Annotated in this window: 13 protein-coding genes; 1 reads left to right on the forward strand and 12 read right to left on the reverse strand. The window is 55.6% G+C overall.

Annotation, left to right across the window (positions count from 1 at the left end):
- Positions 1–14: 14 nt before the first annotated feature.
- On the reverse strand, positions 15–1,370 hold the full coding sequence (locus NZ653_00710) for an MFS transporter (protein MCS7285650.1): 1,356 nt from the start codon (positions 1,368–1,370) through the stop codon (positions 15–17).
- A gap of 566 nt (positions 1,371–1,936) precedes the next feature.
- On the opposite strand from NZ653_00710, the gene NZ653_00715 reads away from it, so the two are divergent.
- Positions 1,937–3,403 (forward strand): DUF4388 domain-containing protein, encoded by a 1,467-nt coding sequence (locus NZ653_00715; GenBank protein ID MCS7285651.1) that lies wholly within the window; start codon positions 1,937–1,939, stop codon positions 3,401–3,403.
- A gap of 2 nt (positions 3,404–3,405) precedes the next feature.
- On the opposite strand, the gene NZ653_00720 is transcribed toward NZ653_00715, so the two are convergent.
- From NZ653_00720 to NZ653_00770, 11 genes are all read right to left on the reverse strand, one after another.
- The gene (locus NZ653_00720) at positions 3,406–4,182 is read right to left on the reverse strand and encodes a 3-oxoacid CoA-transferase (protein MCS7285652.1); all 777 of its coding nucleotides are present in this window, start codon (positions 4,180–4,182) and stop codon (positions 3,406–3,408) included.
- 3 nt (positions 4,183–4,185) lie between these two features.
- On the reverse strand, positions 4,186–5,169 hold the full coding sequence (locus NZ653_00725) for a CoA transferase subunit A (protein MCS7285653.1): 984 nt from the start codon (positions 5,167–5,169) through the stop codon (positions 4,186–4,188).
- Complete coding sequence (locus NZ653_00730) at positions 5,156–5,650, reverse strand: Zn-ribbon domain-containing OB-fold protein (GenBank protein ID MCS7285654.1); 495 nt, start codon at positions 5,648–5,650, stop codon at positions 5,156–5,158. The genes NZ653_00725 and NZ653_00730 overlap by 14 nt, the downstream gene beginning before the upstream one ends.
- A 15-nt stretch (positions 5,651–5,665) precedes the next feature.
- Positions 5,666–6,178: a Zn-ribbon domain-containing OB-fold protein gene (locus NZ653_00735; protein MCS7285655.1), complete on the reverse strand. Its 513-nt coding sequence runs from the start codon at positions 6,176–6,178 to the stop codon at positions 5,666–5,668.
- Positions 6,175–6,648 (reverse strand): phosphate-starvation-inducible PsiE family protein, encoded by a 474-nt coding sequence (locus tag NZ653_00740; protein ID MCS7285656.1) that lies wholly within the window; start codon positions 6,646–6,648, stop codon positions 6,175–6,177. Before NZ653_00740 ends, NZ653_00735 begins: the two co-directional genes overlap by 4 nt.
- A complete protein-coding gene (locus NZ653_00745) occupies positions 6,645–7,496 on the reverse strand; it encodes an isoaspartyl peptidase/L-asparaginase (protein MCS7285657.1) in 852 nt (283 codons plus the stop codon). The genes NZ653_00740 and NZ653_00745 overlap by 4 nt, the downstream gene beginning before the upstream one ends.
- Entirely contained in the window at positions 7,493–8,668 is a 1,176-nt protein-coding gene (locus NZ653_00750; protein ID MCS7285658.1) for a thiolase domain-containing protein, read from the reverse strand. Before NZ653_00750 ends, NZ653_00745 begins: the two co-directional genes overlap by 4 nt.
- Positions 8,669–8,682: 14 nt before the next feature.
- The gene (locus NZ653_00755) at positions 8,683–9,834 is read right to left on the reverse strand and encodes an acetyl-CoA acetyltransferase (GenBank protein MCS7285659.1); all 1,152 of its coding nucleotides are present in this window, start codon (positions 9,832–9,834) and stop codon (positions 8,683–8,685) included.
- 124 nt (positions 9,835–9,958) lie between these two features.
- Positions 9,959–10,651, reverse strand: a complete 693-nt coding sequence (locus NZ653_00760) for an ABC transporter ATP-binding protein (GenBank protein MCS7285660.1) — start codon at positions 10,649–10,651, stop codon at positions 9,959–9,961.
- A gap of 29 nt (positions 10,652–10,680) precedes the next feature.
- The gene (locus NZ653_00765) at positions 10,681–11,787 is read right to left on the reverse strand and encodes an efflux RND transporter periplasmic adaptor subunit (GenBank protein MCS7285661.1); all 1,107 of its coding nucleotides are present in this window, start codon (positions 11,785–11,787) and stop codon (positions 10,681–10,683) included.
- A 27-nt stretch (positions 11,788–11,814) separates the two neighbouring features.
- Positions 11,815–14,049 carry an ABC transporter permease gene (locus tag NZ653_00770; GenBank protein MCS7285662.1) on the reverse strand — a complete coding sequence of 745 codons (2,235 nt, stop codon included), beginning with the start codon at positions 14,047–14,049 and terminating at the stop codon, positions 11,815–11,817.
- Between the last annotated feature and the right edge of the window lie 57 nt (positions 14,050–14,106).

The following is a 14,106-nucleotide window of genomic DNA, read 5'->3' on the forward strand; positions in this document are numbered from 1 at the left end:
TCCCTCCTTAAGGGTCAGGGCAGCCCGGTGGGTTCTTGAACGAGCGCTCCCTTGACCACGCGAGCTCGCCCCAAGGGATATTTGTACATGCAATAGGCGATGATAAGGCAAGCGATGATTGGCGTGATTCCGATAAGGAAGCGAATCCCCATAATCGCGCTGGCAGGCTGGATATCACTTCCGGCAACGTATCCGGCGGCGGACATTATTCCCGCAAACAGTAGGCCTTGAGCGGAGAAAGCCAGTTTGATGATCCCGGCATTCATTCCGAAGAAAATCCCTTCCCGGCGGTAACCGTGTCGGGCTGCGTCGTGGTCCACAATTTCCGAGAGGACCGGAAATGGCATAATCATGGAGCCCGCCAGTCCAGGGGCAGCCAGAATAGTCCCCAATAGACCCATGTAAAAATCGTGGGCAAAGGCCATTAGCAGGAGCCCGGGGATGAAGACAAAGCTGGCCACGATCCAGGCCTTACGATAGCCCAAACGAGGGACAATGGGTCGCCAGAGCAAAACGGAGGGAGCTGTGAGCAAAATAGGCAAACCCAGCAGAATAGCTTCCGCATCCCCAGGACTCATCACAATTCCAAAGATTTCCGTTTTGCCTGTGATGCCCAGAGCATACTTGCGCCAGAAGGGAAGCGTTGCCCCCAGAACTAACCAGATGTATTCCTTCGCTATGTTTGCGCCCAGGAACCACCGGAAAGGACGGCTGGAGAGCACAATTTTTAAGGCCCGGAGCAGGCTTACTGCGTCTTCCTCTCCCTTAAAGGGGCGTTCCCGGATGCCTAATATTGATATCAAGTATCCGATGGCGATAATTGTTCCCATGATGGCGCCCATCCATATGTATCCCACATTTTCAGCCAGGATGGGGGCCAAAATGTAGGACAGCAGAAGGGCGATAACTGCCAGGACTTCCCGCGCCGCCGATAAATTTACCCTCTCTCGCACGGTTATGGCGATTTCCGGGAAGAGGGAAGTGTAAGCGATCCAGGTAAGGCTGTAAAGGCTATCAAAGATGAAGAGGATGAGGAAAAAGTACACAGCCAGCACAGCAGGACTATGGCCCGGTGGTGTCCATAGAAAGAAAAAGGAGAGGCCTAAAGGGATAGCACCAAAGAGGACATACGGGACGCGTCTACCCATTGGAGTGCGGGTTCGATCGGAAACCTGGCCCATCAGTGGGTCATTGAGGGCATTCCAGATACCGTAGATGCTCCAGATTATCCCGGCAACTGCTGCGTTTAAGCCCAGGATGTCCACATAGTAAAACTGGATGCGGTTGCCGAAAACTTGATAGGCAATAGTGTTAGCGAAGTTGCCCAAGGAGTAGCGGATATAAAATAGGGTTTTCCCAAGCTCTTTCAAGGCCTTTTCTCCTTGGTGATAATTTCCAGTGTTTGCGGGCTTTCAAGGAGCGGAAGCTCCTACCAGACCCCCGATACTGCAGGAATCCTTACTCCTTCCTTCCGGAGAGCCCGGACTATTGGCTTAGCGGGCTTTTGAGTTTGCCTAAAACATAAACTCCGGCAGAGGCCCGACTATTTAGCCCCTTTTCATGGAACCAGCAAAAGGAGCAGAGTTATTATAGCACAACTCCTGATAATGACAACATTCGCCAAAAAAGCCCACTGATTCTCCCTTCTCCTCTGTCATCAAACGAAGAAAACAGGCCCTGGGGCTTATCTGTTTTGCCTGGATCCGGTTCACTCGGCGCATGCTTAAGCTTCAGCTGGTTGGCCGTCTTCAGTCAATGGGGGCTAAAGCCGCTGAACCAGCGCTTCCGCCCTCTCCTGCGCCAGCCCCCTCACTGCCACCGGCTCTTCCGCCTCCAGATTCAGTCCCGGACCCATCTCCGGGGCGATCGCAAAGAATGCAGCGCTTTGGAGTTCAGGCAGAATTTCGGTATAATACCTTTATGAGGAGGAATTTTCATGAATAAAGAGCTGATTCTTACCCACAATGATCTGCTGGTTCTGGGTCTTCTTATAGACCGGCCCATGCATGGTTACGAAATCCTTCAGCACATTCAGGCTGTGGGTATAGACCTCTGGTGGAGTGTGAGCCCAGCAGCTATCTATTATTCCTTGACCAAACTCCACCGCCAGGGGCTGGTGGTGGAAGTCCGTACTCACGGTGAAGGGCCAGAGCGCAGTGTTTACCACATAACCGATAAAGGGCTTGATGCTTTCTTCGTCAGGATGGAAGAAGCGCTCGCTTCGCAGGAGCCAACACGCTCCGATTACGACCTGGGTATATTTTTCCTCAACAAATTTCCTCAGGAAAGGGCCATTAAATTTTTAGAGCGCAGGCTGGAATTCCTGCGTCACCGGGAACAGGAACTCAATGAAGCCCAGCGCCAGGCCCAGGGAGATCCTCTCCACTATGCTATTCTTGCCCGCAATGCTACTTGTACGCGAGTGGAAAGAGAATGGCTGGAAGGGATTATCCGCCACTTGCGCGGCGAAGAGGTTTTCTACGGGGGGCTGCTCATCCTCAAAGGAGAATTGCGAAACTTCCATCTCCCTGACCTTATAAAGCTAATTGCTTCCGGTCACCACAGCGGTACCCTATACGTAACGGATGGAGAGTCAATTCGTTCTATTTCTTTCCACGAGGGGCGGCCGGTGTGTGCCACTTCCCAGAGGCCTGAGGGACCAATTAGGGATCCTGAGCAAATTTTAAACGATATATACGACCTTTTCCGTTGGCAGGAGGGAACTTTTACCTTTGATCAGCGGGTTGGCCCTCCGGAAGGCTGTCTCATCCTTAGAATGAGTGCAGAGAACCTCCTTCTCAACGGTGCACGCTGGGTAGATAACTGGACCATAATCCAGCGTGTGGTACCTTCTTCAGAGGCTATCTTTGAGCGGGTAGATGGCAAAGGGCAACAGGAAGATCTGGTCTTAACTGAAGAAGAACGAAGGGTGTGGGAATTTCTTGATGGCACCCGCACTGTGGCCGAAGTGGCGCAGATTTGCAATCTAACGGAATTTGAAACCAGTAAAATCATCTACACCCTCTATGTGGCTGGCCTGTCGCTCCCGGGAAGCCTGGACAAAGTTCGCCTGCGGAGGGCGTTCCGGGAGTTTGCGGAACTTCTGTGTCAGGCTACCAAACCTTTCCGTGCTGGCCCGGAAGATTTCACATGTGAAGAAGAGGTGAACAAACGTGCCGCTGCGCTCCCGATCCGTTTCCATCGCAGCCGCATTGAAGATCACACCGACCCATCATTGCGCATAGAAGAGCTGGCCAGAATGTATCGCCTTTTCCTTCAGATCCAGCAGGAAGTAATTCGGGAGCGGTTCGGTAAGGCAATACTGGAAGGACTGATTCAGCAGGCTACGAAGCAGATCAATCCCCCCTTGAAGGAAGTGCTCCAGCGCTACAAGGTGCTTTAAGTTTAACCCTTAGAGATGTAAAGGCCGGTAGGGTCTATTTCCTCCCGCAAAACCTTGAGCTCTTCCTCAGTGGGTGGTTCGGTCTGCTCCACCTTTTCAGGGATTATCAGTTCAAAACCTGTGTTTTCTATTACTTCCTGGACAGTAATGCCGGGGTGTGTGGCTAAGAGCTTCATCCTCTTGGTTTCTTCATCAAACCCCAGGAGGGCTAAATTTGAGACCACACGGTAGGGGCCTGAGCCTCTGGGCAGGCCCACTGCTTCCCTTGCGCCTGGTCCCCAGAGGTAGCCTGGCGTTGTTATGAAATCCACTTTTTCCACAAAACGGCGTCGGTCGTGGCGCATTATTATTATGATACGCCAGCAGAGGGAACCCACATCATTGGCTCCACCGCTTCCTGGAAGTCTTACCTTCGGTCTGTGGTAATCGCCAATGACTGTGGAATTAACGTTCCCGTAAGGGTCAATTTGAGCCCCCCCTATGAAGCCATACTCTATAAACCCTCTGGCAGCTGTTTCCATAATATCGCATATACCTGAAGCAGCGAGGGCCTTGCGGAAGGTGTTATATTCGCCTACAGCGAGAGGAAGCTCTTCCAAGGTGGCTCCAATCCCTCCAAATTCAAAGATGGGGATCAGATTGGGAGCATGAAGCTTCTGGGCCAGGGCTGCTGCCAGCATCGGGATGCCGGTGCCTATAAAGACTGTGGTGGAATCGGGCATGAGGCGCGAGGCCACGCAAATCATCAGTTCTGTAAGGTTATAATTCCTGGCTACCATACATTACCTCCTTTTCTCAGCTCTCTCCCTGAGTTTCTCCAGCCTCTCCCATCCAATTTTTTCCAGATACTCCTGGTGATTTCGGACGCTGTATACGTATTTGTCAAGGTAAGCCCTGGCTCCTTCTTCGGTCTGAGAAGCCTCAGCCCATTCTTTTATGAGCTCTTCATCTCGGGCATAGAGGTAACACATCTCTCCAGGATGGGAGCCAAAAGGAGCATGGACTACTGCGTCCACCAGAAAGTAGGGAATTATGGTGCGGTCCGGATAGCGCCGGATTTCTTCAGTGGGGATTATTTCTTCAGCGCTTATTATAAGGCGCTTGGCAGCGCGGGCCAGCTCAAAAGCAAACCCGCTTATTCCTTCAATTTGAGCATTGCCGTAGCGGTCTGCTTTGTGGACATGGATTATGGCTACGTCTACTATTAAGGCTGGAAGCAGCGCTACTTTCTGGCCCGTAAAGGGACATTTCACCACTTTGGTCGCACTGGATTTAAGGGTATCACTTCCGAGCATAGAGCGGACGGGAATGAAGGGGACACCCATAGCAGCAGCTTTAAAGCGCCAGGCTATGGCTGCATTGGACCAATCGGAGACCACCTCAACCTGGCCACTTTCTACTGCCCGCCGTAAGGCACTGGAAACCCCATACACTTCCAGGCCTATGTAGGTTATTTCCACCTGTTTGACCAGGCCCGCCGCCAGGAGCAAATCCAGCTCCAGCACCCCCTGCCCCGCTATCCGGAGGTCCTTCTTGCCTTGGCGGATAATCTCGCGGGTTAGAGACATGGGACAGCGCACAGTGCCGTAAAGCTCGGTGGCCAGATAGTCGCCGTCGTGGATGAAGCGGCTTACAGCTTCCTGCTCTGTCATGAGCTTATCAACAAGGGCTTTGGGCTTTTGACGGTTCCACTCCCGGAAAGCTTCCAGATCTGGAGGTTGTATGAGCTTGCCCTGTCCCTCTTCCACTATCTCAAATTCCAGCATATTTTCCTCCCGTGGGCCTGAAATACTTTATATCTGTTATTCCCCCTTCTCGCTCCTCAGCAGGCTTGAAGACGGCCTCCACTTTCATTCCTATGTATACTTCCCCAGGATCCACTTCACCGAGGTAATGCACAAGGCCGCCGTCGGCTCCTTCAAGTTTTACGAAGGCTAAAATCAGGGGTTTTTCCAGGGGCTCTTCCTCCAGATCTTGGTGGAGGACAGTAAAGGTATGAACTTCTCCCCGGGGCGGAACCTCCACCCATTCTTCCAGCCCGGAAAAGCAGCGTTCGCAATAAAGGCGTGCCGGGACGTAGAGGATATTACAGCGGAGACACTTTGTCCCCATTATTCTGGCATTGTCTTTTATCTCCCGGAAGAAGCGCTCCCCGGCTAAACCAACAGTATACCGGGCGTAAAGGGGTATTTCGCCTTCCCAGGTTCTTATATCGGAAATGCGTTTAACCTTCTCCGTCGTAGCCATGGTGGGCCTCCTGAGTTATTCTTTCAGGGGTTTAAAATAAAGTATGTCCGTTATAGCTCCGATTCGCTCCTCCGGCGGCTTCCAGACAGCTTTGACCCGCATCCCCACTTTCACTTCATCTGGCTCCACTTCTCCAAGAAGGTGCATTATTCCCATCCCCTTAGAGGCGCCATCAATCTGGATAACAGCGGGAATCTGGGGCTCTTTTATCCGAACCATATCCCAGGTTACGTAGCAGATGGAGAAAGTCAGGACGGTGCCTGTGTCTCTAAGGTAAACCCATTCGTCGGTGGGGCGGAAACAGTGCTCACAGAACATCCGCGGGGGCACCACGACCCTGCGGCATTTCCGGCATTTCCGCCCCACAATGCGTCCCTCCTTAAGCTCTTTAAGGTAACGTCCTATGGCTACTCCTGCATCCCAGGCATAGCACAGTTTGGGATACCAGGTGGTATACAGGACTTTGCCCTCTTCAAAGTCTTCTTCTTTGACGTATGTCCCCGGGAATTCTTTTATATGCATCGTCATGGGCAGCCTCCTTTCTCAGGATTAGAGGAACTCCCACGGCGCCTCAGTAAATAAAGGGAACCCACGATTATGAAGATCATGAAGGACAGAACGGCAAGCTCAAGCAGGATGGCCCGGAACATCTCAAAGTTGCCCTCTAAGATGAGGCGAGATTGTTCAGCTGTGATGATGAGGATGCGCCGTATCGCCGCAATGAGCCCGATTATCAGAAAGGGCTCACAGGATAGTTCATGCTGGCGGACCGATATGCCCACCGTGTGAAGGATTTCCACCAGCATAAGGACTACCAGCAGAGAATCCAGTATGTGGAGCACCTCTTTGAATAGAGCCCCTTCTTCTAAAGCCTTGATGAAGTGCTGCACCGCTGAGAGGATGACTGCTACAGCTGTTGCTGCCAGTAAAAGGCCTACAGCAATATAAATTAAATTTTCGGTAAGTTTCCACGCATCATCCAGAGTTGGCTTTTTCACCGATCGCCCTCCTTAAAGGCGATAGGCATGTGTTCGGTATTGAAAGCCCAGCCCAGCTGGCCCTCCCCGTTCACCAGGATAATTCCACCCTGGCCTCCCGTTCTTTCCTCAAGGATCTGGATAGCTATCCGGGCAGCCTCGCGGGGATTTAACCCCTGCCTCATGAGGTCGCAGGCTGTTTTAGCCAGAACAACCATTATTATTGCCTCACCGGTGCCGGTGGCTGAAGCAGCACCAGCCAGATTATCGGCGTAGGTGCCACAGCCTATGAGGGGAGTATCTCCGAGGCGGCCAGGGAGTTTCCCTGCAAGGCCCCCGGTGGATGTAGCCGCAGCAACATTGCCATTTCTGTCAATGGCCACAGCACCAACAGTATCGCCTTCATACGGGAAAAAGCCAGCATTTTTCCACTGAAGCCTCTGCCTTTCTGTGGAGAGGCTCTCCAGAGGATATTCTTCCAGACCATACAGCCTGGCCAGTCTGAGAGCTCCATCGCCCACGATCAGGATGTGCGGGGTCTTCTCCATTACCAGGCGGGCCAGGCGTATCGGATGCAGGATGTTCTTCACGGCCCCGACGGCCCCCGCCCTAAGGGTTGAGCCATCCATTATGGCTGCATCCATTTCTATTTGTCCTTCCATGGTTAGGGCAGAACCTCTTCCCGCATTGAAGACGGGGTCTTCTTCCATGACCATCACCGCCGCTTCAACGGCATCCAGAGCCGATCCACCCCTCTCAAGGATTTTCCAGCCCGCCTGAACTGCCCTGCGACACCCTTCTTCCCGGGCGGTCAGTATTTCGCTGGGGACTTTGGCTGCACCCCCGTGGACTAGGATCGCTGGCTTCATATTCCCAGGATTACCACTGTGGATACCTGCATAAGATCGCCCCAGGCCTGGGCGAGGCCGCGTTTGGGGTTGCCTGGAACTTGGCGCTTGCCAGCTTCTCCTCTGAGCTGCCAGAAAATTTCGGCCACTTTCATGAGACCAGCAGCAGCTATCGGATTGCCTACACCCAGAAGCCCACCTGAAGGGGAGCTGGGAAGCCAGTCGGGCTCGCTTTCTTTATCCCGATCAAAGCGCCCCCTGGCAGCATCTTCGGGAGCTTTCCCTTTCTCAGCCAGGAGAAGCCCTTCCAGATGATGGAGTTCTTTGTAGTCAAAGGGGTCGTAAGGTTCCACTATGTGGATTTCCTTCCGGGGCTCCTTTATCCCGGCCATTTTGTAGGCCATCCTGGCCGCTTCTTCCACGTAAACGGGGTAAGAAAGATCGCGGTTCGTCCAGTAAGTAGTATCCAGGCACCAGCCCACTCCTTCGATCCACACCGGCTTATTGGTCACCCGGCGGGCCACATGTTCAGCGGCGAGGACAACGGCCACTGCCCCATCGGAAATAGGGCTTACATCCAGACGCTGGACTGGCCAGGCTAATACTTCGGACTCAAGGACATCCTTAACGGTTATGTTGGGATCACCCAAAAGGGCGCAGGGGTGATCAACGGCGTTGCGTCGGTTTTTGACGGTTATATAGGCAATGTCTTCTTTCCTGAGGCCATAACGGGTCATGTAGGCATTCATCTCCAGGGCGAAGATCCAGAGCAGGTTGGGGCCGAGAGGCCTTTCGGTGGTGTGGTCAAAGATGGTGATGAAAGCTCCTTGAGGGTGAGGCATGCAGGATGACATCTTCTCTTCGCACACTACAAGGCAGGTATCAAAGACACCGGAAGCCACGTGGTACCAGCCCTGAATTACGGCGAAGACCCCGGTGCTTCCGCCCACAAAGCAGCGGAAGTAAGGTTTGCCCCAGGCTCCTGCTCCGTCCGAAAGGTATTCAGCTTTCATGTGGACGGCATCAAAAGCGTCGGGAGCGGAGCCCAATACCACGCAGTCAATGTCGTCCAGGGTCATTTCACAGGATTCCAGGGCCATGGAGGCGGCTTCCCAGGCCAGCTCTTTGGACGTTTCCTGGGCTCTACGGACGAATTTGGTCATGCCTGCGCCAACGATAGCTACCCTTGGCATTTTTTCCTCCCCTTTTATATGCTGAGAATTACAACCGCCCCACTGGTGGTGGGGATGCCACGCCATCCGAAAGCGAGGCCCACTTGAGCGTTGGGCACCTGGCGCTTCCCAGCTTCTCCTCGGAGCTGGAAGACCACTTCCATGACTCTTACTAGGCCTGAGGCCTCCAGCATGCGACCCATCCCCAGGTTACCTCCGGAGGGGTTTACGGGGAATTCCCCTTCCAGGCAGGTGTAGCCTTCTTCCGTGAGGATTCCTGCTTCTCCTGGGGCGCAGAGCCCTAAAGCTTCCATGTGCTGAAGTTCCTTGTAGGCGAAGGTGTCGTCAATTTCCGCAAAATCTATCTCATGCCGGGGGTTGCGGATCCCAGCCATTTCGTAGGCCATCTTTGCTGCTTTTGTGGCGTAATCGGCTCTTGCCCATGAACGGGATTCAAGCCAGAAGGTGTCGTTGGCCCAGCCTATGCCCCGAATCCATACCGGCTTGTCGGAGAGGGCCCGGGCCACATCTCCAGAAGCCAGAACCATTACGATAGCTCCATCGGCATGGCGGCTTATTTCCAGAGAGGTAAGCGGTTCAGCGACCGGTTCGGAGGCGAGGACGTCCTCAGGGGTAAGCTTGGCGGGATAGGAGGCTAAAGGGTTAAGGAGAGCATTCCGACGGTTTTTAGCTACTACCATAGCGCATTGCCTGTGAGTTGTGCCAGTTTCGGCAAGGTAGCGGCGCATCTCCATCCCTGCAATGGCATAGGGGTGGAAGGCCAGAGGCCTGTTAAATACAGGATCCAGAGCAAAAGCCAGGACGTGGGAATAGCAGAGGATATTGGAAGCTTTGCTGTGGGATTCCACCACTACCACATCAAATTGTCCAGTTTTTATCTGGAGAAAAGCAGCTGCAAGGCCGTGGATTCCTTCGCCGCAAACGGTTTGAACGGGCCTGAGAACTCCTCCCAGTTGGTCCGGGACATATTCGTTGGATATGCTGGTGCCTTCGTGGAAATCTTCGGCAACGGACACAAAGCTCTGGACGTCTTTGCGGGGGTTTATACCGGCTTCTTCGTAGGCCTTTGTGGCGGCTTCAAACATGAGTTCCTTAAAGGAGAGCTCGGGGGTCAAAGGGCGGAAACCTGCGTAACCTACTCCTATTATGGCCACTTCTCTGCTCATGGCAATTCTCCTCATTGAGAAGTTTAAAGTTATTTTACTCAATTTGCGGAAGGAGGCAAATTTTTTCGGTTCTCGCGGCAGAAATTGCGGCTGCTCTCAAAGCTGGTGACAAACTTTTATGCTTTCAGAAGGTGTTCAGAATTATCTCTTCCGGACGACGTTCCCCGACGATGCGTCCGTCTCGCAGCAGCAGGATTCGGTCTGCGCAGCGAGCCACCCATGGATTGTGAGTGACGAGGATGATGGTCATTCCCAGGTCGCGGTTCAACTCCCGCATGAGAGCGACAATTTCAGCTCCACTTTGAGAGTCCAGGTTGCCCGTTGGCTCATCAGCCAGGAGGATGACCGGGCGATTTGCCAGAGCACGCGCTATAGCCACCCGCTGTCGTTCTCCACCCGACATCTGGCTGGGCAGGTGGTTCATCCGATCGCGCAGGCCCACCCGTTCCAGCAATTCTTCCGCTCGCCTTCGGCGCTCCCGGCGGCTGATGGGCTGGCCTATCATGGGCACTTCCACGTTTTCCCGCGCCGTCAATGTGGGAATAAGGTTGTGCAGCTGGAAGACAAAACCCACCGTCCGAGCCCGGAAGGTGTCCAGGTCCCGAATCCGGGCCAGATCCTGCCCGTTCACCCAAACTTCCCCGCTTGTGGGCCTGTCCAGTGCACCGAGGATGTGGAGCAGCGTGGATTTTCCGGAGCCGGAAGGCCCCATGATGGCGACGAATTCCCCACGGCCCACGGTCATCGTCAGCCCATTTAGCGCCCGGACTTCCACACCCTCTCTGTAAACTTTCACCAAGTCCCGCACGACGACAATGGGTTCTCTTTCCACAGCCATCGCTCCCTTTATTCTTCAATGTCCACAAACGCTGTCATTCCCCAGCGCAGGGCTGGGTCCATCTCTTCCAAGGCGATGATGGCGGTGTAGCGCACCCCGCCAGCCCCTGGCTCCGCCATCGGGTAGATGCGGATAATCCGACCTTTAAACACCCGGCCCGGCACTGCATCAAAAGTAACGGTTACTTTCTGGCCCACTTGCGCTCGCACTACGTCCACTTCGTCCAGATCGGTAGTTTCCACCTGTAGCGTGTTCAGGTCTCCCAGTGTCACCAGCGGTTGGCCAGGCACGACCAGTTCTCCAGCCCGGACATGAACCCGGCCAATAGTTCCAGCAAAGGGCGCGCGGATTTCACAGCGGCTCAGGGTCAGCCGCGCTGCCTCCAGGGCAGCACGGGCACGGATTACCTCAGCTTCGGCTACGGCGATTTCTTCCGGCCTTGGCCCTGCTTCCAGCCGTGCCAGCCGGACTCTGGCTTGCTGCAGTTGAGCCCGGGCCGCCGCTATATCAGCAGCTGGCGGGTTCAGGAGCACATCCAGCCGGGCTCTGGCGATGTTGTAAGCTCCGGTAGCCTGCTCCAGCTGCAGCGCCTCTGGCCGGAGCCCAATGGCAGGATCCCACTTCACCCGGTCGTAGGCTTCCTGGGCCCGCCGCAGGTTGACCTCTGCCTGGGCGAGTTCCGCCCGTGCCACCGCTACCTGCACCGGATCGGGTTGGAGCAATTTCTGGAGTGCAGCCTGGGCCGCTGCCACTGCCGCTCTCGCCTCTTCCAACTCTTCCGGACGCGGACCAGCTTTCAGGGCGTCCAAGCGGGCCTGTGCGGCGGCTAAAGCTGCCTCCGCCTGCTGCACCGCCAGCTGAGCATCGGCGGGGTCCAGCTGGATCAGCACATCTCCAGCTTTAACCTGGTCGCCCGGCACCACACGGACTTCCAGCACCACTCCACCTGTTTGGGCGCTCAGGGTAGCCCACACTGCCGGAACTACTTTGCCGCTGACGGAAATGACCGACCGGGCTTCCTCCACCGTTTCCGGGGGTGGCGTTGGCGCAGCCTGACCACAAGCCGAAAGGGGTAAAACAGCAAGGACCATAGCGATTACAAGCACCCTACGCATTATCAGCCTCCTCAGGAGAGCTCAGGTTCATTCGTACCTAAGGGCTTCCACCGGATGCATTCGGGTGGCCCGCCAGGCCGGGTAAAGGCCACCAAGCACGCCCGCCACCAGCGAGACCACCGCTGCCTGCCCGAAGAGTCCCGGCCTGAAAACTGGAGCGAAAGCCTGAGCGATCCCCGGCATCCGGGTTGCTCCCACCGCCAGAAGGACGCCCAGCAGGGTTCCCCACAGGCCTCCCAGAATTCCCAGCAGGAGCGATTCCTGCAAAATCACTCTCAGTACCTGACGGGGCCGCCAGCCCAGCGCCCGCAGAACGCCTATTTCCCGCGTTCGCTCCAACACGCTCATCAGCATCGTGTTGAGCATCCCCACAGCGCCGATGAAGACCGCCAGGAAAGAAATCTGGTTCACCGCCTGCCGCATTATCCGCAGGTCGCTAACCACCCGCTCGGCCTCGGTGGTGAGGGCGAAATCAACCCCTGGAAACGCAGCCTTCAACCGGTCTCGCACCAGTGCTGCCTCTTGAGGTCGCTTCAGCTTGATGTAGTACATCTGGACCTGTCGCGGTTTGCCTGCAAGCATCTGGGCCTCCCGCAAGCTGACAACTGCACCTATGTCCTCATAGGCGACGCCCGTTTCGTAAATGCCGACGACGCGAAAGGTGGTCTCCTGGAGGCGGAGCGTGTCTCCCACCTTAAGGCCCATGTGCTCCGCCGCGCGCCGCCCAACCAGTATCTGGCGCGGTGCTGTGAGGGGACTACCTTCCACAATACGGAAGTGGCCCATAACAAAACTACGCGGGTGGTAGCCGGAGAGGATGAACATGGGCATCTTTTCTATGCTGAGCACGACAAAAATACCTCCCGCTACTGCCTCCACTTCGGGCATTGCAGCGATGCGTGACCCTACCCGCTCGTCTATTGCGCTGAAATCGGCATCTACATTGGCTTGCATGGCGATCAGGTCCACCTGACTATCCCGCCAAATCTGGGAGAACATCACGTAAGTGCCATCGGCTATGCTGCCCAGAGCTACCATAGCAGCGATACCGATGGCGATGCCCAGCGCAGTCAGTGAGGTACGGGTCCGGCGCCGGAGGAGGTTGCGGAATGGCATCCCGCCAGGCAGTGGGCGGGAGATACGGCCGCTGACTCCGCCTTCGTAGCGGAGTGCCTCCACGGGCAGGAGCCGGCTGGCCCACCACGCCGGATACGCTCCACCTACCAATCCCAGCACTCCTACCGTGACCAGTGCCCGGAGGAAAAGATCCGGTGAGAATTGAGTGCCCCAGGAGCCAATCCAGCCTCCAGTCCGGCGGACCAGAAGGGCCGCTGCCACTCCCAGGAGGATGCCCACGATTCCTCCCAGCAAGGAAAGTGCAAGCGATTCCTGCAGCACCATCGTTACCACTTGACGACGTCGCCAGCCAAGTGCTCGCAGGACTCCGATCTCCGTGGTCCGCTCAAAGACGGACATAAAGAGGGTGTTGGTCATCCCCACTCCGCCAATGAGGATTGCCAGCCCGGCTACCGCCATCGCCATTGCATCTATCACGCGCACTATGTATTCCTGGTCAATGAACCCTACTGTGGGGATCACCGAGAGGTCCGGAAATTGACGGGCCATCCGGGCGCGGAACGAATCGGCCACTCCAGGATCACGGAGTTTGACGTAGAGGAGGGTCACCCGGCGCGGTTGAACGGTCAGAGTCTGAGCATCTTCCAGAGAGATAACAGCTGCTGTGTCTTCAAAGCTGCTACCTGTCTCATAAAGACCGGTAACGCGGAACGGAACCTGGCCCACGTAAAGGAGATCGCCCACCTTTCGGCGGAGCCTTTCGGCTGCCTGGCGGCCCAGCAGGAGAGGTCTCCCCCGCCGCACCGAGGTTTGGTCCAGCCGTTCTCCCTCCAGGATGCGGAACCGGCGGATGGCGAACCCTTGAGGGTCTAACCCAAGGCAGAAAAGATACGAGCCATCATCCAGAATGGCGCTGGCGAAGACCATGCCATCCACTGCGGCGACCTCAGGCATAGCCCGCACTTCATCGGCGATGGCCTGGTCTATGCTGCCCATGATGGCCGTGAAAGCCCCTGCCTGCGTAACGACGAAGTCGGCCTCAGAGCCACGCACTATGGAGGCGAGGCCCTCCCGAAAGGCACTTGCCACCGCCCCCAAGGCGACGATGGCCGCCACTCCGATGGCGATCCCGAAAAGGGTGAGAATTGTCCGCCCTTTGCGGCGAAACAGGTTCCTCAGCACCATGGTAAAATCTCTGCGACCCCAGAGGTTAAGATGGACATTTCGCCCAGAATATGGTTT

It is taken from the genome of Anaerolineae bacterium, from assembly GCA_025062375.1.
In the GTDB taxonomy this organism is placed as follows: domain Bacteria; phylum Chloroflexota; class Anaerolineae; order SpSt-600; family SpSt-600; genus SpSt-600.